This is a genomic window from Longispora urticae, assembly GCF_053902585.1.
Genome location: NZ_JAQZSH010000028.1, coordinates 108,064 through 131,016, shown reverse-complemented (window position 1 = coordinate 131,016; position 22,953 = coordinate 108,064). Strand labels below are relative to the sequence as shown.

Sequence of the window (22,953 nt, the reverse complement as noted above, 5' to 3'; positions counted from 1 at the left end):
GTCGGAAGGTCGGCACGGGTATTGACCACGGTCAGGAGGTCGGGGACACTGCCTGACACGGGGAAGGGCGATGCTGGCGTGCCCTCCTGTGCCGACCAAGGAGGATGGTGCATGCCCACTGTGCTCGAACGGGCCCGGACCGTCGCGGCGCACAGCCCCTCCCGGCTCCGGTCCCTCGGGGCGCTGACCGTCGCGGGACTCCTGCTCCTGGGCCTGGTGGGCGGGGTCACCCTCGACAACCGGGCCACCGCCGCCCGTGACCTGGCCACCCGCAGCGAGCCGCTGTCCCTCGACGCGCAGGAGCTCTACCGCTCCCTGGCCGACGCCGACGCGACCGCCGCCAGCGGGTTCCTCTCCGGTGGCGTCGAACCCGCCGAGCTCCGCAAACGGTACGACGCGGACATCGCGCGGGCCATGGCCAGCCTGAGCCACGCCACGGAGGTGGGCGGCGCGGACGCGGCCGGGTTCGCCGAGGTCGCCCGGAACATCCCGGTCTACACCGGACTGGTCGAGACGGCCCGGACGAACAACCGCCAGGGCCAGCCGGTCGGCGCGGCGTACCTGCGGGAGGCCTCCGGGCTGATGCAGAACAGCATGCTGCCCGCCGTGAACCGCGGCTACCAGGCCCAGAACGCCCGGGCCGCCGCCGACGCCGACCGGGCCACCGCGTTCCCGTGGTGGCTGCTGCTCGTGGCGCTCGTCGTCGGTGCGGGGCTCGTCCTGGCCCAACGGGACCTGACCCGGCGCACCCGACGGATCCTCAACCCGGGCCTCGTCGCGGCGAGCCTCGCCGTCATGCTGGCCCTGGGCTGGGCCCTGGTCGGCCTCGGCGCCGAGGCGTTCGCGATGTCCGGCGCCCGCGCCGAGGGCTCCGACCGGGTGGCCGCGGCCTCCGAGATCCGGTTGATCGTGCTGCGGGCCCGGGCGGACGAGAGCCTCACCCTGGTCGCCCGGGGCACGGGCAAGGAGTTCGAGGACCGCTTCCAGCAGGAGACGGGCCGGCTCACCGGCGAGAAGGGGCTGTTCCACAAGGTGCTGACCGTCCGGCACGACGAGGTGGACACGATCCTGCACGGGGCGCGGACCCGGTTCGAGAGCTGGCTGGCGATCCACAAGAAGGTCCGCGAACTCGACGATGCCGGGGACTACCCGGCCGCCGTCCGGCTGGCCATCGGGTCCGAACCGACGTCGGCGGCCACCGCGTTCACGGCGCTCGACGAGAGCCTCGCCGCGGCCATCGCCAGCGGTCAGCGGGCGTTCACCAGCAACGCGGCCTCGGCGCGCGGCGCGGTCGCCGGGGCGGGGATCGGCTTCGGGCTGCTGTGCGCGCTCGGGGCGGCCGCCGCGGCGTGGGGCGTCGGCCAGCGGCTCAAGGAGTACCGATGAAAAAGTCCTTCCTTCTTGTCGCTCTCGTGCTCGGGCTCGCGGGCTGCTCGGTGTCCGCGCCGGAGGCCACCCCGCTGCCGTCGGCGGTGCCGCCCCGACCGGTCGGCGTCGTCGAGGGCCCCGCGGCCCTGCCGAGCCCCGTCGCGCCGGGCGCCGTGCCGGAGTGCGACCCCCGGGCCAGCCTGCGCCCCGACGGCCCCCTGCCCGCGCCGGGGCAGATGCCGGCCGGGTCGAGCATGCGCCGGATCCAGGACCGGGGTCGGCTCATCGTCGGCGTCGACCAGAACGCCTTCCTGTTCGGCTACCGCAACCCGGCCACCGGCCAGCTCGAGGGCTTCGACGTCGAGATGCTCCGCGCGGTCGCCCAGGCCATCTTCGGCGACCCGAACGCCATCACCTACAAGGTGATCACCCAGGCGCAGCGCATCCCGGTGATCACCTCCGGCGAGGTGGACATCGTGGCGAACACGATGACGATCACCTGCGGCCGGCTCCAGCAGGTCCACTTCACCACCGTGTACTACGAGGACGGCCAGCAGGTCATGGTCCAGAAGGGCTCCGGCATCAAGGGCCCCGCGGACCTCGGCGGCAAGCGGGTCTGCGCCTCGAAGGGCACCACCTCGATCGCGGAACTCGCCGTGCTGCCCGCCAAGCCGGTCCTCGTCGCCGTGGACAACTGGACCGACTGCCTCGTCATGCTCCAGCAGGGCCAGATCGACGCCATCTCCACCGACGCCGGCATCCTCGCCGGCCTGGTCGCCCAGGACCCGAACACCGAGATCGTCGGGAAGGCGTTCACCGAGGAACCGCACGGCATGGCGATCAGCAAGTCCAACCCCGACCTGGTCCGGTTCGTCAACGCCCTGCTGGAGAAGACGAAGGCCAACGGGGAATGGGCCGCCAGCTACCGGCGCTGGCTGGAGACCCGGATGGGACCGCAGCCCCCGCCCCCCGCGAAGTACCTGCCGTGACCCGACCGTTCCCCGCCGACCAGGCCGACGAGGCGCTCGGCCGGTTGACCGCCGAACACGACCGGATCTCCGCGACCCTGCTCGAACTCGACGCGCACCCCACCCGCCGGATGCTCGACGTCGTCGTCCTGTCCGGCCAGACGGCGCGCCGCTGGGCCGTCGCCCGGGCCGGCCTCGACCAGCTCTGGCGGCTGTACGAGGCCTACCAGGGCGTCCTGCACCACGCCCGGGAGGTCCGCGCCCGCCGGGGCCGGCCGAACGCCGACGACCTCGCCGAACTGGCCACCCTGCTCCTGGGCCGCTCGGTGTGGCTGGTCGGCCCGGACGTGCCCCTCGGCCAGCGCAGCCTCGCCGGCCCGACGGCCGTGATCGAGGAGCTGAGCCTGGCCGAGGCGGTCGGCCGGATGGAACAGTCGTTCGCGGCCGCCTCGGGCCTCGTCGCGGCCGTCGACTTCGTGTGGACGGAACTGAACCCGCAGCTCACCGCCCTCGCCGACCGGCTGGCCTCCACCCACCGGCTCGCCGCGGACCTGGGCTCGGTCGTGGACCCGGCGCTGGAACGCGACCTGGAGGCGCTGCGCGCGAACCTGCTGGCCGACCCGCTGGCGTTCGTCACCCCCGAGGGGCCGGACCGTTCGACCCTGGACCGGCTGGCCGCCCGGGTCACGAGTACGCACGCGGGGCTGGAGCGGGCCGCCCGCAGCCGCGACGAGCTGGAGACCCTGGTCGAACGCCTGGAGGCGGCCCTCGCCGAGCTGGCCGCCCGGGAGGCCGACGCCGCGGGGGAACACGCGACGGCCGTGGAGAAGATCTGCGCCCCGCCGGTACCGGACCCGCCCCGGGTGACCGGCCCGCTGCGGGCCCGGCTCGACGCGCTCCGGCTCCTCGGCCAGCGCGGCAAGTGGGCGCTGCTCGCCGAGGAGGCCGACCGGGTGACCGGCGCGCTGCGGGTCGCCGGGGCCGCCGTCGCCGCCCGCCGGGCCGAACTGACGGGCCTGCTCGACCGGCGCACCGAACTGCGGGGCCGGCTCGCCGCGTACCGGGCCAAGGCGCACCGGCTCGGGCTCGCCGAGGACGCCGAACTGGCCGGCCGGCACGAGGAGGCCAGGGTGCTGCTCTGGACGGCGCCCTGCGACCTGGAGGCCGCGGCGGCGGCGGTCACCCGGTACCAACGGGCGGTCCTCGCCCGAGACTACGGAGGCACCCGATGACGATCTGCGACCGGCCCGGCTGCGGCGGCACCGTCGAGGACGGCTACTGCGACGTCGCCGGGCACGCCTACGGGACGGCCCCCGCGTCCGCCCCCGTCTCGACCCCCACCGCGCCCGCGACCCTCGGGCTCAGCTCCGCGCGCGGCTCCCGCAAGCCCGGTTCGGGCCGCACGTCCGGCCGGACCGTCGGGCGCGGCCGGCTCGGCGCGGGCCTGATCGACATCCCGCCCGTGCCGTACCGGGACCCGGCCAGCGCCGTCCTCGACACCGCCGAGGTCCCCGAACGCAAACGGTACTGCAGCCGGTGCTCCGAACCCGTCGGCCGGGCGGCGGGCGGTCGGCCGGGGCGCACCGAGGGCTTCTGCAAGAACTGCGGCCACGCGTACTCGTTCACCCCGAAACTGCGCCGGGGCGAGCTGCTCGGCGGCCAGTACGAGGTGCTCGGCCCGATCGCGCACGGCGGCCTGGGCTGGATCTACCTCGCCCGGGACCGCAACGTCAGCGACGCGTGGCGGGTGCTCAAGGGCCTGCTCGACTCGGGCGACGCCGACGCGATGGCCGCCGCCGTCGCCGAGCGCCGGTTCCTCGCCGAGGTCGACCACCCCAACATCGTGAAGATCTACAACTTCGTGCAGCACACGGACGCGAAGTCGGGGGAGAACGTCGGCTACACCGTGATGGAGTACGTCGGCGGCAGGTCCCTGCGCGACATCCTCCTCGACGAGCGCGCGGCCGGCGGGCACCAGGGGCCGCTGCCGGCGGAGCGGGCCATCGCCTACATGCTGGAGATCCTGCCCGCGCTCGGCTACCTGCACCAGCGCGGCCTGCTGTTCTGCGACTTCAAGCCCGACAACGTCATCCAGACCGAGGAGCAGCTCAAACTCATCGACCTCGGTGGCGTGCGCCAGATCGACGACCTGGACAGCGCCATCTACGGCACCGTCGGCTACCAGGCGCCCGAGATCGCCGACGAGGGCCCGTCGGTCAGCTCCGACCTGTACACCGTCGGCCGCACCCTGGCCGTGCTCAGCCTCAACTTCCAGGGCTACGCGACCAGCCGGTCCGACTCGCTGCCCCCGGTGTCGGCGACCCCGGAACTGGCCGACGCCGAGTCGTTCCACCGCTTCCTGCGCCGGGCCACCCACCTCACCCCGGACCTGCGGTTCGCCACGGCCGCCGACATGGCGGAACAACTCACGGGGGTACTGCGGGAGCTGCTCGCCAGCCGCGACGGCCAGCCCCGCCCGGCCGTGTCCACCCTGTTCGGCCCGGAGCAGCGGGTCGCCCCGGCCGACCCGGACCCGGCCGAGGCCGCCGCGTGCCTGCCCGTGCCCCTGGTCGACGGCACCGACCCGGCCGCCGGCTTCCTGGCCAGCATCACCGTCACCGACCCGGCCGAGCTGCTCGCCCTGCTGGCCGCCGCGCCCCGGACCACCCTCGAGGTGACGCTGCGCCGGGTCCGCGCCCTGCTGGCCACCGGCGACGTGCCGGCCGCCACCGCCGAACTCGACGGCGTGCCGGCCGACGAGGCGCTCGACTGGCGGGTCGGCTGGTACCGGGGCATCGCCGCCCTCACCGCCGGCGACACCGCGGGGGCAGCCACCCTGTTCGACGCCGTCTACGACGCCCTGCCCGGCGAGGCCGCCCCGAAACTCGCGCTCGCCACCACCGCCGAGTGCGCCGGCGACCTGCCCACCGCCGACCGGTACTACGAACTCGTCTGGCGCACCGACCGCTCCTACGTCGGCGCCGCGTTCGGCCTGGCCCGGGTCCGGGTCGCCGCCGGCCGGCACGTGGCCGCCCGCGAGGCCCTCGACGCCGTCCCGCACACGTCCAGCCACCACCTGGCCGCCCAGCTCACCGCGATCAGCGCGCACGTGTCCAGCCGCCCGGCCGCCGAACTGTCCGCCGCCGAACTCCTGTCCGCCGGCGCCCGCCTGGAGGCGCTGACCGTGGACGCCGAACGGCGGGGCAGGATCGCCGTCGACCTGCTCACCGCCGCGCTCGCCTGGCACTCCGAGGGGCGCCCCGGCGGGGACGCGCCGCCCCGGGCCCGGCTGCTCGGCACGGGGCTCACCGAGACGGAACTGCGCACCGGCCTCGAGGGCGCGTACCGCACCCTGGCCCGGCTCGCCACCGACCCCGGCACCCGGGTGGCCCTCGTCGACCAGGCCAACGGCGTCCGCCCGCGGACGTGGGTGTGACCGCCGTGCTGAGCTGCCCGGCCTGCGCCGAGCCGGTGGGCGCCGGCGACGGGTTCTGCGAGGCCTGCGGCCGTTCCCTGAAGCCCGCCCCGGCCTGCGCGCGCTGCGGCGTCGGCACCGTGGACGACGACGGGTACTGCACCGCGTGCGGCGCGCGCCAGCCCGGCCCCGGGGACCACTCCGAGGTGGACCTCGGGGATGTGGCCGGCGTGACCGACCGGGGGCTGCGGCACCACCGCAACGAGGACGCGATGGCCGTGCTGCGCACCGACGGCGGCGTCGTGGCCGTGGTGTGCGACGGGGTGTCGGTGTCGCCCCGGCCGCAGGAGGCGTCCCGGCTGGCGTGCGACACGGCCGTGGCGGTGCTGGCCGCCGGGTTCGGCACGCGTACCGGGTCCGCCGAGATCCCGGTGCCGCGCGCCGGGGACTCCACCTCTCCCGGAGACGAGACTCCGCCGGCCGGAGACGGCTCCGGGCCCACCGGGGCCGACCCGGTCGCCGAGACCGCCACCCGCGACGCCGCCCGACTGGCCGCCGCCGCCGTCGCCGCCCTCGGCACCCCCGAGTCCGCCCCCGCCTGCACCTACGTGTCCGCCCTCGTCCGGGGCGGCACGTACACGGTCGGCTGGATCGGCGACAGCCGCGCGTACTGGCTCCCCGCCGACGGCGACCCCGAACTCCTCACCACGGACGACTCCTGGGCCGTCGAGATGGTCGCGCACGGCCTGATGACGGCCGAACAGGCCAACGCCGACCGCCGCGCGCACGCCATCACCCGCTGGCTCGGCGCGGACGCCGGCCCGGTCGGCGCGCGCGTCGTCACCCGCCGCCCGACCGGCCCCGGGACCCTCCTGCTGTGCAGCGATGGCCTGTGGAACTACCTGCCGACGGCCGAGGCCCTGGCCGCCCGGTACGCCGACCTGACCGGCCCCGCCGTGGACCGCGCCCGGGCCCTCGTCGGGCACGCGCTCGCTGCCGGCGGCCACGACAACATCACCGTGGTGCTGCTGCCCGTCCCGACGCCCCCCGAGGAGGACCCGTCATGACCGAGTTCCAGGTCGAGGTCGACCAGAACGAGTACCTGTCGGACGGCGCGAGCACCGTCGACGCCATCGCGACGGTCACCTCCACGGGCCAGGCGGCCACGGGCGTGGCGCCCCGGGCGGCCGAGATCATCGTGATCGACCGGTCGGGCTCGATGGAGTACCCGCCGACGAAGATCAAGGCGGCGAAGGAGGCCACCCGCGCGGCCATCGACGCCCTGCGCGACGGCACCCTGTTCGCCGTCATCGCCGGCTCCTCGTCCGCGCAGATCGTCTACCCGCGCGTCCGTGGCCTGGTCCCGGCGAACGCCACCACCCGCGACGAGGCGAAGAAGGCCGTCCAGGGCGTCAAACCCGGCGGGGGCACCGCGATCGGCAGCTGGCTGACCCTCGCCCGCGAACTGTTCCTCCCGCACACCGACGCCATCCGGCACGTCATCCTGCTCACCGACGGCAAGAACGAGAGCGAGCCGGCCGTCGACCTGCAGCACGCCCTCGACGCCTGCGCGGGTGTGTTCGTGTGCGACGCCCGGGGCATCGGCACCAACTGGGTCGTCGACGAGCTGCGCAGGATCACCACGGCGCTGCTCGGCTCGTTCGACATCGTCGCCGACCCCGCCCACCTCAAGGCGGACTTCCAGGCCCTGATGACGCACGCGATGGGCAAGGCGCACGGCGACATCCGGCTGCGGCTGTGGACCCCGCAGGGCGCGACCGTGAAGTTCGTCAAGCTCGTCGCCCCGGAGGTCCGCGACCTGACCGGCGGCAGGATCGACGTCAGCGGCCAGATCGGCGACTACCCGACGGGCTCCTGGGGCTCGGAGCGCCGCGACTACCACGTGTGCGTCGAGATCAACGCGGGAGCGGTGGGGGAGGAGATCCTGGCCGGCCGGATCCGCCTGGTCGAGGTGGCCGCCGACGGCACCGAACAGATCCTCGGCCAGGGCCTGGTCCGCGCCGTGTGGACCGACGACCTGGTCCTGTCCACCCGCCTGCACCCGTCCGTCGCGCACTACACCGGCCAGGCCGAACTGGCCGACGCCATCCAGGAGGGCCTGGAGGCCCGCCGCGCCGGCGATACCGACACCGCGACCTCCAAGCTGGGCAAGGCCGTGAAGCTGGCCGCCGAGACCGGCAACGAGGCGACGTCGAAGCTGCTGAAGAAGGTCGTGGATGTCCTCGACGCCGACACCGGCACGGTCAAACTCAAGCCCAAGGTCAGCGCCGAGGACGAGATGACCCTCGACGTCGGGTCGACCCGCACCGTGCGCACGAACAAGAAGAACTGACGGGGGTACCGATGCCGACCTGCCCGAACGGCCACGAGTCCGCCGACGCCGACTACTGCGACGTGTGCGGGGCCCTGATCGGGGGCGCTGTGCGGTCTCCGTCGGGCGCTCCCCAGGGCGGCGTGTCCCCGTCGTCCGCTGCCGGTTCCGCGGCCGGCCCGTCGGGCCAGGCGGCTTCCCCGGGCCAGTCGTCGTCCGGTTCCTCTGGCCCGATGCCGGCCGGGGCGTCAGCGGCGGGCCACGCACCGTCTGCCGGTGCGGCTGGCGGCGGGGGACCGGGTCTCTCCCCGGGGCCGGACCCGTCACCGGCTGCAGGTTCGACCGCCACCCCGTCCGGTGCCGGCGACGCGCCCTGCCCCGAGTGCGGCGACCCCCGTACCGGCCGGTTCTGCGAGACCTGCGGCTACGACTTCACCGCCAGCGGCACCCCGCCCCGCGCCCGGCCCACGGCGTCCCCCCAGGGCCCAACGCCCCAGCCCCTGGCACCCGGCCAGTGGAGCGTCACCGTCACGGCGGACCGCGCCTACCACCAGGCCGTCGCGGACCGCGCCGACGACGACTCCGAGGAAGTGCCCTTCCCGGTGTACTGCCCGGAGCGCCGCTTCGCCCTCACCGGCGGCCAGCTCCTGATCGGCCGCCGTTCCCGCTCCCGGGGGATCGTCCCCGACATCGACCTGACCGGGCCGCCCGAGGACACCGGGGTGTCCCACGTGCACGCGCTCCTGGTGGCCACCGCCGACGGCTGGGAACTGGTCGACCCGGGCTCGACGAACGGCACCCGGCTCAACGGCGCCGAGGACCCGGTCGCGGAGAACTCGCCCGTACCCCTCTCGGACGGCGACCGGATCCACGTCGGCGCCTGGACGACGATCACGGTGCACGCCGCCTGACCGCGCCCGCCGGGCCCACGCCCTGCCTCCCCGGGACGCCACCCGGCTGCCCGGCCGTCCCGGACAGGGCGCTCCGGGACGTCCCGGTAGAATCCGCCGGTGTCCGAGGAAGCCCAGCTCACGCCCGCCGACCCGGCCGGACGGAGCCTCCTGAACCTGCGCGCCGACTGCGCGAACTGCTTCGGGTTGTGCTGTGTCGTCCCGGCGTTCGCCGCGTCGGCGGACTTCGCGATCGACAAGCGCGCCGGTCAGCCGTGCCCGAACCTCCAGCAGGACTTCCGGTGCGGCATCCACACCCGACTGCGGGACCGGGGCTTCCCGGGCTGCACGGTGTACGACTGCTTCGGCGCGGGCCAGCGGATCGCCCAGGTCACGTTCGGCGGCCACGACTGGCGGGAGCGCCCCGGGACCCGGGAGCGGATGTTCGCCGGCTTCACGGTGATGCGCCACCTGCACGAACTCCTCTGGTACCTGACCGAGGCGCTCGCCCGGCCCGCCGCGCGCCCCGTGCACGCGGACCTGCGCCGGGCCCTCGACCGCACGGAGCGGCTCGCGGCCAGCGACGCCGACGCCCTCGTGGCGGTCGATGTCGACGCGCACCGCGGCGCCGTCAACGTCCTGCTGCTCCGGGCGAGCGAACTGGTCCGCGCGGGCGTACCCGGCAGACGTCTCGACCGTCGGGGCGCGGACCTGGTCGGAGCGGACCTCCGGACTACCGACCTGCGCGGCGCCCACCTGCGGGGCACGCTCCTGATCGGCGCGGACCTCCGGGGCGCCGACCTGGCGAACGCGGACCTGATCGGTGCCGACCTCCGGGGCGCGGACCTGCGCGGCGCCGACCTGTCCGCGAGCCTGTTCCTGACCCAGTTCCAGGTGAACGCGGCCCGGGGCGACCTCGGCACGACACTTCCGCCGGCCCTGACCCGCCCGCCGCACTGGGACGCGACCACGACCCCCACCCGGGCGGCCGCCCCCGCGACGTCGGGCGCCAACGGCCGCCGCGCCGCCTCCGCCCCCACCCGCCCGAGGCGCCCTCGACGCGGGTAGATCGCCCACCCGGCACCCGGGTCGACCCGGTACCCGGAGAAATGCGCTCTTCGGGGTTGCTGTCCGGCACTATCCATGAAGGACGGATATCCGGGTAGCATGGGTTGATCATCAAAGGGGAGGAGTTGTCCGTGACGACTGCCAATGCCGAGCTGTTCACGCCCGCTTTCCAGGCCGACCCCCATCCGGTGTACGCGAGACTCCGCGCCGACGAGCCCGTGCACCGCGTGACACTCCCGGGCGGGAACCAGGCCTGGCTGGTCACCCGCTACGACGACGCCCGCCAGGCCCTGTCCGACCCGAGGCTGGGCAAGGGCGGCCTGCTCACCCCCACCGGCCCGAACGCCTTCATGGACCCGGAGGTCATCGCGGCGATGAGCACCCACATGCTCACGGCCGACCCGCCGGACCACACCCGGCTGCGCCGCCTGGTGTCGGCGGCGTTCACCCACCGCCGGGTGGAGCTGCTCCGGCCGAGGGTGGAGGAGATCACGGCGGAGCTGCTCGACGCGATGGCCGGCAAGGACGAGGTGGACCTGATCGACGCGTTCGCGTTCCCGCTGCCGATCCAGGTGATCTGTGAGCTGCTCGGCGTGCCGGCCGAGGACCGCGACTCGTTCCGGGAGTGGTCGGACACCATCGTGGCGGGCGTGATGTCCGGCGACCGGCTGCCGTGGGCGTTCGCGTCGATGCTCGCCTACCTGCGCGAGATGCTGGCCCGCAAGCGGGTCGAGCCGGCCGACGACCTGGTCTCGGCCCTGATCGGTGTGCGCGAGGAGGGCGACGCGCTCACCGAGAACGAGTTGACGTCCACCGTCTTCCTGCTGCTCATCGCCGGGCACGAGACGACGGTCAACCTGCTCGGCAACGCCGTCCACGTGCTGTTGTCGCGGCGCGAACGCTGGGAGGCGCTGCGGGCCGACCCGGAGCTGCTGCCGGGCGCGATCGAGGAGTTCCTGCGGTACGAGAGCCCGGTGGAGACCGCCACGTTCCGGGTCGCCGTGGCCGACGTCGAGCTGGGGGGTACGACGATCCCGGCCGGCGACGCGGTCCTGATCGGGCTGCTGGCCGGCAACCGGGACGACCGCCGGTTCGCGGACGCCGGGGAGTTCGACCCGGCGCGCCGGGACAACGCGCACCTGGCGTTCGGGCACGGCATCCACTACTGCCTGGGCGCGCCGCTGGCCCGGCTGGAGGCGCGGATCGCGCTCGGCGCGCTGCTGGCCCGGTTCGGGGACCTGCGGCTGGCCGTCGCACCGTCGGAGCTGCTGTGGCGGCCGGGGGTGCTGATGCGGGGTCTGGTCGGGTTGCCGGTCACCGGTCTGGGCTGATCTGGAGCCGCACCCGTGCCACGAGCGGGCACGGGCGCGGCTCGCCGGCTGTCAGGCGGTGGTGGCCGAGCCGAGCGTCACCCCGTCGAGTTCCAGCACGAACCCCGCCCCGAACGCCGTAGCCGGCGTGTGGAACCCGGCCGCCAGTCCCGCCATCCGGGGCACCGCGCGCAGCACCGCGTCCGCCGTCAGGTCGTACGCGTTGGGCGTGACCAGCGTGTCCGTCGCCGTCCGGCCGTCCGGGTCGCGGACCTCGCCCCACACCTCGGTGCGGGTCCGGGCCCGGGTCGCCGCCGAGGGCCCGGTCATCGTGGTCCGCACGAGCCGGTCGGCGACGGACCGGGCCCAGGGCAGTTTCAGCAGCGCGGGCCCGACCCCGGCCGCCCCGGGCAGCGCCGTGTAGGTGGTGATGTTCGGGATCCCGGTGCTCCGGTACGCCGTCGCCAGGTCGCCCCACGGGATGGCCGACAGGGTCCGGGTACCGGACGGCAGCGGCACGGACCGGGTGACCGCGCCGCCGGTGACGGGCACGAGCCTGCCCTCGACCCGCCGCCACATGACCCCGCCCCCGGACAGCGCGGTGCGCGCCGTGCCGCGACTGAAGCCGCCGCCGGCCACGAACGCCAGTTCCAGGCTGGTCGCGCCGGGCAGCCGGGCGTGCAGCATGGCCGCGAGGCAGTCGGTGGGCACCACGTCGAAGCCGGCGCCGGGCAGCAGCGCCACCCCGGCGGCGACGGCCTCGGCGTGCCGGGCGTGCAGCGCCTCGAACACCGCGATCTCGCCGGTGATGTCCAGGTAGTGCGTCCCGGTGGCCAGGCACGCGTCGACCATCGGCGCGGCCGTGGCGTGGAACGGGCCCGCGCAGTGCGCGACGACCGCGACGGCACCGAGGTGCGCGGCGGCGTCGGCCAGGTCGAAGGCGACGTGGTCGAGGCCCAGTTCGCGGGCGAGTCGGGCCACGGGTTCGGCGGAGCGTCCCGCGAGGACCGGGCGTTCGCCCCGCGCGACGGCGAGCCGGGCGATGAGCTCGCCGGTGTATCCGTTGGCGCCGTAGATCATCCAGTTGTCCGTCACCCCGCCAAGCTACTCGCAGGTAGCCATCCGGGGCCAGATCCGGATCAACCCCGATCGGAGGGGTACGGCGTCCCGCCCGCCCGGGTCGGTGCGTCCGACAGGTGGCGCTGCTCCGGCACGGGCGCCGCCGCCACCCCGGGCACCGGCACAGGCTCCCCGATCACCCGGGCCGCCAGCTCCGCCGCGATCCGGGGCAGCTGGACATCGAGCAGCTCCCGCCGCACGGCCTCGTACTCCCGCCGCAGCCGCTCCCCGCCCTCCGCGAGCACCCGGTCCCGTTCGACCACCGCGCCGGCCAGCACCCGGTCCCGCTCGGCGCACGCCAGGGCCGCCGCGTACCCCCGGATCTGCCGCGCCTCGGACCGGGCGTCGGCGAGCACCCGGTCGCGTTCCCGGCGCACCCCGTCGGCTTCCGCCCGGGTCTGCGCGGCGGAGGCGAACTCGCCCTCGATGACCAGCTCCCGGATCTCGGCGATGTGCGCGACCGGGGGCAGGACCCAGCGCAGCAGCACCCAGCACAGCAGCCCGAACGACAGCGCGCCGACGATCAGTTCGGCCGGTTCCGGGTACAGCGGGCCGAGGAGTTCCCGGACGGTGTCGGCGGCGAGGGGCACGACCATCGCTCCAATCGGGACGAGTCAATGGCGAAGATGCTAGTGCGTGCGGCGCCGGGACCGGACGCGGGGACACCTACCGGAAATTGACCCGCGAAACACCACGAAGAGGAGGCATCCCGGCACGCTACGACACCAGGAGCAGCAGCACGTCCGCGAGCGCCACGGCCAGTACCGCCCGGAAGGCCGCGCGGGACCCGGGGACCCGCCCGGCGTACAACCCGAGGGACAGGACCACGGCGGCGGTGCCGGTCACCGCGAGGCCGAACCACGTCGGCGGCCCGGGCGGCCCGAACGCCAGCACCGCCGAGGCCGCGAACAGCCCGACGGCGGCGAGTACCCGGCTGGCCGGCGCCCCGATCCGGTGCGGCAGCCCCCGGACCCCGGTGGCCACGTCGTCGGCCAGGTCGGGCAGCGCGTTGGCGAAGTGCGCGCCGAACCCGAGCAGCCCGCCGGCCGTCATCAGCCACCACGGCGGCGTGCCGGACCCGGCGAGCACCACGAACGCGGGCAGTGCCGCGAACGACACCAGGTAGGGCACCGGGGAGAACACGGTCCGCTTGAGGGGCACGTTGTACAGCCACGCCGACACCAGCGCCAGGGTCAGCACGGCCGCCGCCCGCCACCCCGACAGCAACGCGAGGGGTACGGTCGCCAGCCCCGCGACCAGCGCCGCCATCCCGACGGTCCGCCGGGACACCTGGCCGGCCGCGACGGGCTTGTCGGTCCGACCGACCCGGGCGTCCCGGTCGGCGTCGAGCCAGTCGTTGCCCCAGCCCACGGACAGCTGGCTGGCCAGCATCGCCACGGCGACGGCCGCCACCCCCGCCCAGCCGAGCCCGACGTTCACCCCGAGCAGGGCCGTGACCAGCGTGACGGCGAGGGTGGGCTCAGGATGGCAGGCACGGATCAGGGGAGACACACCCGATAGTGTGGGCCCCGGGCCCCCCGCGTGCCACTCTGGACGGGTGCGTCGCCCCCCGAACGACCTCGGAATGTACGACGACCTCGCCGACGAGTGGTGGAAACCCGCCGGGGTGTTCGCCATGCTGCACTGGCTCGCCGCCGCCAGGGCCCGGCTGGTCCCGCCCGCGACCCGGCCCGGGGCGGTGCTCCTCGACCTGGGCTGCGGCGGCGGCCTGCTCGCCCCGCACGTGGCCGGCAAGGGCTACCGGCACGTGGGCTTCGACCTGGTGTCCAGCGCCCTGGACCACGCCGGCCGGCACGGGATGGCGCCGGTCCGCGCGGACGTGTCCCGCCTACCGGTCCGATCCGGGTCCGCCGACGTGGTGAGCGCGGGGGAGATCCTCGAACACGTCACCGACCTGCCGGCCACCGTCGCCGAGGCGTGCCGGGCGCTGCGCCCCGGCGGGACGCTGGTCCTCGACACCCTCGCCGACACGGCGCTGTGCCGGCTGGTCGCGATCACCCTCGCCGAACGGGTCGGCGGCGCGCCGCGGGGCGTGCACGACCCGGCGCTGCTCGTCGACCCGGCCCGCCTGGTCGCGCTGTGCGCCGCGCACGGCGTCGAGCTGGAGGTGCGCGGCATCCGGCCGTCCGTCGCCGGGCTCGTCCGCCGCGCCGCCGGGGACCCCGGCCCGGTGCCCATGGTCCCCACCTTCACGACCGCCGTCTTGTACCAGGGAAGAGGAGTCAAGTCGTGACCGATCTCGTCCGTACCGCCGAACGGCTGGCCCGGGGGTTCGCGCCCCGGGCCGCCCAGCACGACGCGTCCGGGGCGTTCCCGGCCGCCGACTTCGCGGACCTGCGCGCCGCCGGGCTGCTCGGCCTGATGGTGCCGGCCCGGCTCGGCGGCCTGGGTGCGGGCTTCGCGGAGTACGCGGCGGTGGCGACCGAACTGGCCCGGGGCAACGGGGCCACGGCGCTGGTGTTCAACATGCATGCCTCGGTCACCGGCGCGCTCGCGCACACCCCGGACTCCCTGGTCAGGGCCCTGGGCGCGCCCGAGTCCTACTTCGAGGCCCGGGACCGGATCCTGGCGGGCGCGGCCGGGGGCGCGCTGTACGCGGTGGCGATGAGCGAACGGGGCGCGGGTTCGCGGCTGTCGAAGCTCACCACCTCGTACACCAGAGTGGAGGGGGGTTTCCGGATCACCGGGTCGAAGACCTTCGTCTCCGGGGCCGGTCACGCCGACGCCTATCTCGTGGCGGCCCGCGACGGCGAGGAGGTGTCGCAGTTCCTGGTGCCGGCGGGCGAGGGCCTGCGGGTGGAGGAGACCTGGGACTCGCTCGGCATGCGGGCCACCGGCAGCCACGACCTGCACCTCGACGTCGTGGTCGGCGAGGACGCGCTGCTCGGCGGCCTGGAGGGCCTGGCCCTGCTCGCCGCCCAGCTGATGCCCCAGTGGCTGGTCGCCTCCTACGCGGCCGTCTACGTGGGCGTGGCCCGCGCGGCCATCGACGCGGCCGTGGCGCACCTGGTGGAGCGCAACCTGCACGAACTACCGGCCGTGCGCGCCCGGATCGGCCGGGCCGACGCCGCCGTGGCCGCCGCCGCGCTCGTCGTCACCGAGGCCGCCCGCCGGGTGGACGCCGCCCCCGGCGACGACGCGACCAACGTCTGGGTGTGGCGCGCCAAGCTCCTCGCGGGCACGACAGCCGCCGAGGTCGCCGCCTCGATGCTGGAGGCCGCCGGCACCTCGGCCACCCGGCGCGGCCACCCCCTGGAACGGCTGTACCGCGACGCCCGGTGCGGCTCCCTGCAACCGGCCACCTCCGACGTGTGCGCCGACTGGCTGGGCGTCGTGGCGCTCGGCGGCGACCCGAACCCGGGCCGATGGTGATCCCCACGGTCGCCGGCCTCGGCGTCGCCCTGCCGCCGGCCACCAGCCAGGAGGACCTCTGGCACGGCTACTTCCACCGGCACTTCAACGGCTCGGCCCTGGCGAAGCGGATGTTCGCCAACGCCGGGGTCGACCAGCGGCACACCGTGCTCAACCCGATCGGCGAGGACTTCTCGGGCGCCTCGACGGGCGAACGGATGCGGCGGTACGCGGCGGAGGTCGTCCCGCTCGGCAAATCCGCCGTGGTGGCCGCGCTCGCCGACGCGGGCGTGGAACCCGGGGACCTGGGGCTGCTGGCGGTGGCCACGTGCACCGGGTACACGACGCCGGGGCTGGACATCCTGCTCGCCCGGGACCTGGACCTCGACCCGGGGCTGCGCCGCCTGACGATCGGGCACATGGGCTGCTACGCGGCGCTGCCGGGCCTGGCGTCCGTCTCCGACTACGTGGCCGCCTCGGGCCGGCCGGCCGTCCTGCTGTGCGCCGAACTGACCAGCGTGCACGTCCAGCCGCCCACCACCCAGGTCGACCAGATCGTCTCGCACGCCCTGTTCAGCGACGGCGCCGCGGCCGTGGTGGTCACGCCCGGCGGCCGGGGGTACGCGATCGAGGGCTTCGCCGCCCGTACCGACCCGGCCACCGCCGACCACATGACCTGGGAGGTCACCGACCACGGGTTCCGGATGGGCCTGTCGCCCCGGGTGCCCGACGTCCTGGAGGAGCACATCGCGCCCCTGGTCGACGAGCTGCTCGGCGCCCGGGGGCTGGACAGGTCCGACGTGGACGGCTGGGCGCTGCATCCCGGCGGGCCGGGCATCCTCGCCGCCGCCGCGAAGGGGCTGGGGCTGCCGGCGGGCGCGCTGGACGCGTCCCGGGGGGTGCTGCGCGAGCACGGCAACTGCTCGTCGGTGACGGTGCTGCTGGTGCTGGAGGCGTTGCGCGCGGCGGGCGCGTCGACCGTGGTGGCGGCGGCGTTCGGCCCGGGCCTGACGTTGTACGGGGGACTGCTGCGCCGGGTGGGCTGAGACGCCGGACGGCGGCAACTCGGGGGAGCTGCCGCCGTCCAGCGCGGAACCGGCGCTGCGGAGATGGGTCGCGCGCTCAGCGCCCCGCGAGGTCCCGGGCCAGTACCCCGATGTCCGGCATGTCCGTGAACAGCCCGTCCACCCCGGCGTTGTGGAACGCGACCTGCTCGTCGATCGCCCGCCCGTAGGCGTTCGGGTCGGTGCCCGTGCGGTAGTCGGCCGGCAGGAACTGGTTCTCCGCCCGGAACGTGTAGGGGTGCACCACGATCCCGGCGGCGTGCGCGTCGGCGACCAGCGAGGTCGGCGTGCCGAGCGTGCCGTCGGCGTTGCGCGGGATGACCCGGTTCTTGTCCGGTCCGATGCCCGACACGAACCGGCTCAGCTCCTGGAGGCCCTCGGGCGACAGGTAGCTGGAGTACGTCCGGGCGTCGCCGAACGGGCCGCCCGCCGCACCGGCCAGGAACACTAGACGGGTACGGATCCTGTGCACGTCGTGCAGGTCCCGCAGGTTCCCCGCCTCGAAGGACTGCACGAACACCGGCGCGGTCGGCTTGTTCAGCCCGTTGTGCCGGAGCGCCTCGGCGAGCGGCTTCTCCAGGTCCAAGCCGATCGAGCGGAAGTAGCTGGGGTGCTTGGTCTCCGGGTACACGCCGATCTCGCGGCGCAGCTCCTTGCACAGCCGGTCCTGCAGGTCCAGGACCTCCTGGAACGTCGGTACCTGGAACAGGCCGTTGTAGATCGTGTTGCGCTGCCGGACGGCGGGCAGCCGCTCCACGGCGCGCAGCGTCCTCAGCTCCGCCAGGGTCAGGTCCTCGGTGAACCAGCCGGTGACGGTCACCCCGTCGATCACCTTGGTCCGCTTGCGGGCGGCGAACTCGGGCCGGGTCGCGACGTCCGTGGTGCCGGAGATCTCGTTCTCGTGCCGCGCGACCAGCACGCCGTCCGAGGTGGACACCAGGTCGGGCTCGATGAAGTCCGCGCCGAGCCGGGCGGCCAGCTCGTAGGAGGCCAGGGTGTGTTCCGGGCGGTATCCCGACGCGCCCCGGTGGCCGATCACGAGGGGCCGGTTCGACGGCTTGCCGGGGGCGGCGGACGCCACCTCCGACGCCAGAACCGGGGCCGCGAGGGCGGCACCGGCCGCCAACGCTCCCATGCGCAGTACCTGCCGACGATCGGCCACAGCTCCTCCAGGGGTGTCTTCGTCCTACCTGGGCGGAGTCAACGCGCCCCCGGCGACGCGCCGCCGAAGCACGGGTGAACGCCGACCGAATACGCGCCACACTCGCCGGGGTCCCGTGCCCGTCCCGGTGGTGCCTCGTTGTCCGTGATGGTCGGGCTGGCGGCGGAGGGAGTACACGGGTGCGGTGGGACACGGTGTTCGTGGAGCGGTACACCAGGCTGGTGCGGGCCGCGTACGTCATCGACGCGGGTCAGCGCAACCACGCCGCCCGCTGGGACCGTGCCCACCGGGTGGCCACCGCCGCCGCCCCCGCGCACCGCTGGCGCTCGTCGGCGGGCACCGTCGAGGAGGTGTACGCCGCCCTCCTCACCCGGGTCGTGCGCACCGCCGTCGGGGGCCGCCGCGCCCGGGGTCTGCGCCTGACCCGCCCCCGGGCCACCGCGTTCATCGGCGGCATCGAGCACGCCACGGTCGACGTCCGGCTCGCGGAGGCGGAGCCGGCGGTGCGCGCCGGGTACCTGCTGCTCACCGCCGAGGACGTGGCCGCCGACGAGATCCTCACCGCGGCCGGGGTGCCCGACGTCGACCGGGTGCTCGCCGAAGCCCGCGCGCTCGCCGACACCCTGGACCTCGACCGGGAGGAACAGCGACGGGTACTCGACGGCATGGCGATGAACCCGGCCGTCGCCCGGCTGTCCGCGCCCGCCCCGTCGCAGGTCCGCCGGGCCCGGCGCGCCCCGCTGGTCGTCCTCGGCGGGGTGGCCGTCCTGCTGGCCGCGTCCGGCTTCCTCGTCCCGGACCGGGCCGTGCGGACCGAGGCCGTCGTCCGGCCCACCGAACCGGTCGCCCCGACCGTCCGCCGGGCCGCCGACACCGCCTGGCAGGGCGCGGGCCGGCCCCGGCTCGTGGTGTGGCCGGCGACGGGGGACCGGCGGGCCGACACCTCCCTGGTCGCCGAGGCCGTCACCCGCTGGCAGGTCGGCGCCGCCCAGCTGCTGTACGCCGGGAACGTGGACGGCACCGCCGTGGTGGTCCTGACCGACGGCTCCCGGCTGGCCCGGTACACGGCCGGCACCGGGGCGCTGGACGTGAGCCCGGTCGGCGACGACGACGTGTACGGCTCCAGCGCGCTGACCCTGACCCCCGGCCGGTACGCGGTCGCGCCCTGGATCTCCAAGGTCGAGCAGCTCACGGCCACCGGGGAACGCCGCCCGGTCCCGGTCACCGGGGGCGTCACGGCCAAGGTGTCCGACGTCGGCCCGTGCGGCCGGGGCCCCCTGCTCCGGCTGACCGCCACGTCCCCGACCGCCACCGCGCTCACCGTCACCGACGGGGGCGGAGTGGCCCCGGCCCACGCCATGTACCTGCCCTCGGAGCTGCCCAACCCGGTCGCCCGGCCGCACGAACTGGACAGCCCCGGGGCGGTGGCGGCCTGGGCGCAGGCGGGCTGCCGGTTGCCGGCCGGCGCCCGGTACCGGACCCTCACGCTCTGGGAGTTCGCCGTGACCCCGCTGCCCGAGGGCCGGACCGGCCGGTGGCTGTGCCTGCGCGGGGACGACGCGTCCGGCGGCAGCGCGATCACGGTCCTGCTGCTCAGCGGCACCGAGGTCCGCCCCGTCGACACCGCCACCGACACCGCCCTGTGCACCCGCCGGGTCCCCGACCTGGCCGCCGTCACCTGGTGGCGGGCCCCGTCGGGCTCCTGGTCGGCCGTCGCGGCGGCGAGTCGGGGAGTGGACCGGTTGGAGCTGGCCGGTCGGGCCGGGGACAGATCGGTGACCCTCGGCCCGTACCCCACCCAACCGGCGGCCCTCCCTGCCGTGCGGGCCTCCCGGGAGGGCCGGGCGGTCCAGGTCGTCGGTCGGCCCGCCTGATCCTGTGCTGTGCGTCACACTGAGAACACCATGGGTGAACCGACCGTGACGCCGATGAGCAATCGGACAAATCAACTTCGTTTTGTTGTTGATTTGAGTCGATTACAGGCATTGCCGTGCCCGTCGCGCCCCCTCTACGGTGAGATGGACGTTTGCTAGCACCTGCTGATGTAGCTGCGAGGACACCGGCATGGCGGAGAGAAGCGGTCCCCGGGCGAGCGTCCGGCGATGGACCCTCGGGGTGGCGACCACGCTCGCACTCGCAATCGGTCTGGCCCCCACCCCCGGCTGGGCGGATCCGGCGGTCGGCGACGCGGCCACCCCGGCTCCCGTCGAGCCGCGGCCCGCCGACGACCCGGCTCCGGCCGAGCAGCCGGCCGCACCGGAGCCGAGCCAGCCGCAGACCGTCGATCCGGCGCCCGTCGCCACGGACCCCGCCACCGCCGACCCGGCCCCGCAGCCGACCCCGGCCCCCGCCGTGGAGACCCCGGCCGCGACCGACCCGACTCCGGCGGCCCCCGCTCCGACCCCCACCCCGGACGCGCCGCAACCGTCCCCGAACCCCACACCACCGGGCTCGGGCGTCCCGACCGCACCCCCCACGACCGGGCAGCCCGCGAACACCCCGAGCCCCACACCGGTACCGAGCCCGACCGCCGGCCCGACTCCCGGCCCCAGCCCCTCCCCGTCGGGCACCCCGGGCCCCACGCCGTCCGGCACGCCCCGCCCCACGCCCTCGGGCCCCACCCCCTCCGGGACCCCCGGCCCGGCGCCGACCCCGTCCGAGTCGGCACGCCCGACCCCGCAGCCCAGCCCGACCAGGCCCGGCCCGACCACGCCGAGTGAGCCGGACCCGGTCCCGCCGAAGCCCCCGGCCCCGCGCCCCGCCCCGCTCGTGCCGGCCCAGCCGCCCCTGGCCCAGGACACCACCGCCGCGCAGCTCGCCCTGGAGGCCGCCGTCCGGGCCGCCGACGAGGCGAAGACCGCCGCGACCGCCGCCGCCCAGATCGCCGCCGCCGACGCGGCCGCCGTCACCGCCGCCGAGACGACGGTCACCGAGAGCCGCACCGCCCGCGACCAGCTCCGGACCGCGTTCAACGACGAGGTCACCCGCCTGTACAAGGGCGCCGGTTACCAGGACCTGCGGCAGTTCGCGCCCGACACGTCGGTGAGCCGGACGAACGAACTGGCCGCGAAGCTGAAGACGGCCGAGGACAAGCTCACCGCCGACGAGGCCGCGCTGGCCGCCGCCAAGGACAAGGCGCTGCTCAGTGCCGCCGCCGCGAAGTCGGCCGAGGACACCCGGATCGCCGCCGACAAGAAGGTCGAGCTGCTGCGGGTCGAGGCCGGCCGGCAGCCCGCGCCGGTCCTCACGGCCGTGCCGTTCACCCTGTGTCTGGCGGCGGCCCCGGCCGGCTCCCGGCAGGGGCTGTCCCCGGCCCAGTCGGCGAACGCGGCGACGATCGTGGCCGTGGGGCGCCGGCTCGGCGTACCCGAAAAGGGCCTGGTCATCGGGGTTGCTACCGCGATGCAGGAGTCGTCGCTGCGCAACCTGGCCAACGTCGCCTACCCCGAGTCGCTGACGATGGCCAACCAGGGCGTCGGCTACGACCACGACTCCCTGGGCCTGTTCCAGCAGCGTCCCGCCACGGGCTGGGGCACCCCGAGCCAGGTCATGACCCCGGAGTACGCGGCGGAGAAGTTCTTCCGCGCCCTGCTCAAGGTGCCCGGCTGGCAGGACATGCAGGTCACGGTCGCCGCCCAGACGGTGCAGCGCAGCGCGTACCCGGACGCCTACGCCCGGCACGAGGCCGCCGCCGCGCAGCTGGTGCTCGGCCTGGCCGGTGTCGAGTGCGCCACCGGCGCGTGGGTCGCCCCCGTCAACGCCGCGATCACCTCGGGCTACCTACAGCCTTCCCGCCCCGACCACCACGGCGTCGACCTCGGCGCGGCCCGGGGCGCGCAGATCCGGGTCGCCGCGGCCGGGATCGTGCGCACCGCCGCGTGCGACGCGACCCAGGGCGGCCGCGACTACGGCTGCGACGTGGACGGCTCGGTCGCGGTCAGCGGCTGCGGCTGGTACGTCGACGTCGAACACGCCGACGGGGTCCTCACCCGCTACTGCCACATGCTCCGCAGGCCCGAGGTGAAGGTCGGCGACCAGGTGGCAGCCGGCCAGGTCCTCGGCCACGTCGGCACCAGCGGCAACAGCTCGGGCCCGCACCTGCACTTCGAGGTGCACCTGGGCGGCGGCCGCGACAACGCGTCGACCACCGACCCGATCGGCTGGCTCCGGGGCCACGGCGTCCCGCTGAACTGAGCGTCCTCACGCCGCGGTGCTGACCCCGGGTCGGCGTGCGAACAGGATCGCCCCGGGGGTCGGGTCGTCCGGCCGCAGCAGGTGTTGCGCCTCCACGGTGAACCCCGCATCCCGGAGCCAGTCGGCCACCCGGGACGGTGTGCGGTAGTGCACGTCCGCGTGCCGGGTCGGGTCGTCCCGCCCGGCCGCGGTGTCACCGACGTGGAAGCCCACGGCCAGCACCCCGCCCGGCCGCAGAACACGGTGGAACCCGCCGAGCACGCCCGGCACCGCCTCGTCCGGGATGTGGATCAGCGACCACCACGCGAGCACCCCGGCGAGGGCGTCGTCGCCGAGGTCGAGGTCGGTCATCGATCCGACCTCGAACCGTGCGTCCGGGTGCTCGCGGCGGGCGATCCCGACCATCTCGGGGGACAGGTCGATCCCGAACGCGTCCGCGCCCAGCTCCCGCAGCAACGCCGTGGTGTGCCCCGGCCCGCAGCCGATGTCGGCGACCGGCCCGCCGCCGGTCGCGCGCACCAGCTCCGCGAACAGCACGACCCCCGCGCGCACGTACAGCAGCCGGTCGAGCAGGTCGCGGGTCTCGTCGGCATAGTTCGCCGCGATGGTGTCGTACGAGGCGCGGGTGTCGTTCAACCAGGTCATCAGGAGACCGTAGCGCGCGCCGGCACAGCATCCCGGGGGATTCCGT

Annotated in this window: 19 protein-coding genes; 14 read left to right on the top strand and 5 right to left on the bottom strand. The window is 75.3% G+C overall.

From position 1 onward, the window contains the following. Positions 1-111 precede the first annotated feature (111 nt). The 9 genes from PT931_RS18565 to PT931_RS18525 all read left to right on the top strand — a co-directional run bounded on the left by PT931_RS18565 (position 112) and on the right by PT931_RS18525 (position 11,372). On the top strand, positions 112-1,386 hold the full coding sequence (locus PT931_RS18565) for a hypothetical protein (protein ID WP_456246985.1): 1,275 nt from the start codon (positions 112-114) through the stop codon (positions 1,384-1,386). After that, positions 1,383-2,357, top strand: coding sequence for a glutamate ABC transporter substrate-binding protein (locus tag PT931_RS18560; RefSeq protein WP_456246984.1), 975 nt, complete (start codon positions 1,383-1,385; stop codon positions 2,355-2,357). Before PT931_RS18565 ends, PT931_RS18560 begins: the two co-directional genes overlap by 4 nt. Further along, positions 2,354-3,568 carry a hypothetical protein gene (locus PT931_RS18555; RefSeq protein WP_456246983.1) on the top strand — a complete coding sequence of 405 codons (1,215 nt, stop codon included), beginning with the start codon at positions 2,354-2,356 and terminating at the stop codon, positions 3,566-3,568. The genes PT931_RS18560 and PT931_RS18555 overlap by 4 nt, the downstream gene beginning before the upstream one ends. Next, entirely contained in the window at positions 3,565-5,772 is a 2,208-nt protein-coding gene (locus PT931_RS18550; RefSeq protein ID WP_456246982.1) for a tetratricopeptide repeat protein, read from the top strand. The genes PT931_RS18555 and PT931_RS18550 overlap by 4 nt, the downstream gene beginning before the upstream one ends. Then, positions 5,769-6,818, top strand: a complete 1,050-nt coding sequence (locus PT931_RS18545) for a protein phosphatase 2C domain-containing protein (RefSeq protein ID WP_456246981.1) — start codon at positions 5,769-5,771, stop codon at positions 6,816-6,818. Before PT931_RS18550 ends, PT931_RS18545 begins: the two co-directional genes overlap by 4 nt. After that, positions 6,815-8,104: a vWA domain-containing protein gene (locus PT931_RS18540; protein WP_456246980.1), complete on the top strand. Its 1,290-nt coding sequence runs from the start codon at positions 6,815-6,817 to the stop codon at positions 8,102-8,104. Before PT931_RS18545 ends, PT931_RS18540 begins: the two co-directional genes overlap by 4 nt. A gap of 11 nt (positions 8,105-8,115) precedes the next feature. Continuing rightward, positions 8,116-8,994 carry an FHA domain-containing protein gene (locus PT931_RS18535; RefSeq protein WP_456246979.1) on the top strand — a complete coding sequence of 293 codons (879 nt, stop codon included), beginning with the start codon at positions 8,116-8,118 and terminating at the stop codon, positions 8,992-8,994. A gap of 99 nt (positions 8,995-9,093) precedes the next feature. Further along, positions 9,094-10,041 carry a pentapeptide repeat-containing protein gene (locus tag PT931_RS18530; RefSeq protein ID WP_456246978.1) on the top strand — a complete coding sequence of 316 codons (948 nt, stop codon included), beginning with the start codon at positions 9,094-9,096 and terminating at the stop codon, positions 10,039-10,041. Between the two features lie 131 nt (positions 10,042-10,172). Continuing rightward, the gene (locus PT931_RS18525; protein WP_456246977.1) at positions 10,173-11,372 is read left to right on the top strand and encodes a cytochrome P450 family protein; all 1,200 of its coding nucleotides are present in this window, start codon (positions 10,173-10,175) and stop codon (positions 11,370-11,372) included. A gap of 51 nt (positions 11,373-11,423) precedes the next feature. On the opposite strand, the gene PT931_RS18520 is transcribed toward PT931_RS18525, so the two are convergent. The 3 genes from PT931_RS18520 to PT931_RS18510 form a co-directional block, all read right to left on the bottom strand. Continuing rightward, the gene (locus tag PT931_RS18520) at positions 11,424-12,446 is read right to left on the bottom strand and encodes a saccharopine dehydrogenase family protein (protein ID WP_456246976.1); all 1,023 of its coding nucleotides are present in this window, start codon (positions 12,444-12,446) and stop codon (positions 11,424-11,426) included. 44 nt (positions 12,447-12,490) lie between these two features. Next, positions 12,491-13,066, bottom strand: coding sequence for a F0F1 ATP synthase subunit B family protein (locus PT931_RS18515; protein ID WP_456246975.1), 576 nt, complete (start codon positions 13,064-13,066; stop codon positions 12,491-12,493). A 121-nt stretch (positions 13,067-13,187) separates the two neighbouring features. Beyond that, positions 13,188-14,108 carry a UbiA family prenyltransferase gene (locus tag PT931_RS18510; protein WP_456246974.1) on the bottom strand — a complete coding sequence of 307 codons (921 nt, stop codon included), beginning with the start codon at positions 14,106-14,108 and terminating at the stop codon, positions 13,188-13,190. Between PT931_RS18510 and PT931_RS18505 the strand changes: the two genes are divergently transcribed. The 3 genes from PT931_RS18505 to PT931_RS18495 are packed head-to-tail and all read left to right on the top strand — an operon-like array spanning position 14,056 to position 16,888. Continuing rightward, on the top strand, positions 14,056-14,724 hold the full coding sequence (locus PT931_RS18505) for a methyltransferase domain-containing protein (protein ID WP_456246973.1): 669 nt from the start codon (positions 14,056-14,058) through the stop codon (positions 14,722-14,724). The two genes, PT931_RS18510 and PT931_RS18505, sit on opposite strands and share 53 nt — an antisense overlap. After that, complete coding sequence (locus PT931_RS18500; RefSeq protein ID WP_456246972.1) at positions 14,721-15,863, top strand: acyl-CoA dehydrogenase family protein; 1,143 nt, start codon at positions 14,721-14,723, stop codon at positions 15,861-15,863. The genes PT931_RS18505 and PT931_RS18500 overlap by 4 nt, the downstream gene beginning before the upstream one ends. After that, complete coding sequence (locus tag PT931_RS18495; protein WP_456246971.1) at positions 15,857-16,888, top strand: type III polyketide synthase; 1,032 nt, start codon at positions 15,857-15,859, stop codon at positions 16,886-16,888. The genes PT931_RS18500 and PT931_RS18495 overlap by 7 nt, the downstream gene beginning before the upstream one ends. Before the next feature lie 76 nt (positions 16,889-16,964). On the opposite strand, the gene PT931_RS18490 is transcribed toward PT931_RS18495, so the two are convergent. Next, entirely contained in the window at positions 16,965-18,041 is a 1,077-nt protein-coding gene (locus PT931_RS18490; protein WP_456246970.1) for a glycerophosphodiester phosphodiesterase, read from the bottom strand. A gap of 206 nt (positions 18,042-18,247) precedes the next feature. Between PT931_RS18490 and PT931_RS18485 the strand changes: the two genes are divergently transcribed. Together PT931_RS18485 and PT931_RS18480 are read left to right on the top strand one after the other, a co-directional pair. Then, the gene (locus tag PT931_RS18485; protein ID WP_456246969.1) at positions 18,248-19,942 is read left to right on the top strand and encodes a hypothetical protein; all 1,695 of its coding nucleotides are present in this window, start codon (positions 18,248-18,250) and stop codon (positions 19,940-19,942) included. A gap of 190 nt (positions 19,943-20,132) precedes the next feature. Continuing rightward, a complete protein-coding gene (locus tag PT931_RS18480) occupies positions 20,133-22,262 on the top strand; it encodes a peptidoglycan DD-metalloendopeptidase family protein (protein ID WP_456246968.1) in 2,130 nt (709 codons plus the stop codon). Positions 22,263-22,268: 6 nt separating this feature from the next. On the opposite strand, the gene PT931_RS18475 is transcribed toward PT931_RS18480, so the two are convergent. Next, entirely contained in the window at positions 22,269-22,907 is a 639-nt protein-coding gene (locus tag PT931_RS18475; RefSeq protein WP_456246967.1) for a class I SAM-dependent DNA methyltransferase, read from the bottom strand. Positions 22,908-22,953: the final 46 nt, after the last annotated feature.

Coding starts and splice junctions, on each gene's coding strand:
- PT931_RS18565 (WP_456246985.1), top strand. CDS start 112: ATGCCCACTGTGCTCGAACGGGCCCGGACCGTCGCGGCGCACAGCCCC.
- PT931_RS18560 (WP_456246984.1), top strand. CDS start 1,383: ATGAAAAAGTCCTTCCTTCTTGTCGCTCTCGTGCTCGGGCTCGCGGGC.
- PT931_RS18550 (WP_456246982.1), top strand. CDS start 3,565: ATGACGATCTGCGACCGGCCCGGCTGCGGCGGCACCGTCGAGGACGGC.
- PT931_RS18540 (WP_456246980.1), top strand. CDS start 6,815: ATGACCGAGTTCCAGGTCGAGGTCGACCAGAACGAGTACCTGTCGGAC.
- PT931_RS18535 (WP_456246979.1), top strand. CDS start 8,116: ATGCCGACCTGCCCGAACGGCCACGAGTCCGCCGACGCCGACTACTGC.
- PT931_RS18515 (WP_456246975.1), bottom strand. CDS start 13,066: ATGGTCGTGCCCCTCGCCGCCGACACCGTCCGGGAACTCCTCGGCCCG.
- PT931_RS18505 (WP_456246973.1), top strand. CDS start 14,056: ATGTACGACGACCTCGCCGACGAGTGGTGGAAACCCGCCGGGGTGTTC.
- PT931_RS18510 (WP_456246974.1), bottom strand. CDS start 14,108: ATGGCGAACACCCCGGCGGGTTTCCACCACTCGTCGGCGAGGTCGTCG.
- PT931_RS18495 (WP_456246971.1), top strand. CDS start 15,857: ATGGTGATCCCCACGGTCGCCGGCCTCGGCGTCGCCCTGCCGCCGGCC.
- PT931_RS18490 (WP_456246970.1), bottom strand. CDS start 18,041: ATGGGAGCGTTGGCGGCCGGTGCCGCCCTCGCGGCCCCGGTTCTGGCG.
- PT931_RS18480 (WP_456246968.1), top strand. CDS start 20,133: ATGGCGGAGAGAAGCGGTCCCCGGGCGAGCGTCCGGCGATGGACCCTC.
- PT931_RS18475 (WP_456246967.1), bottom strand. CDS start 22,907: ATGACCTGGTTGAACGACACCCGCGCCTCGTACGACACCATCGCGGCG.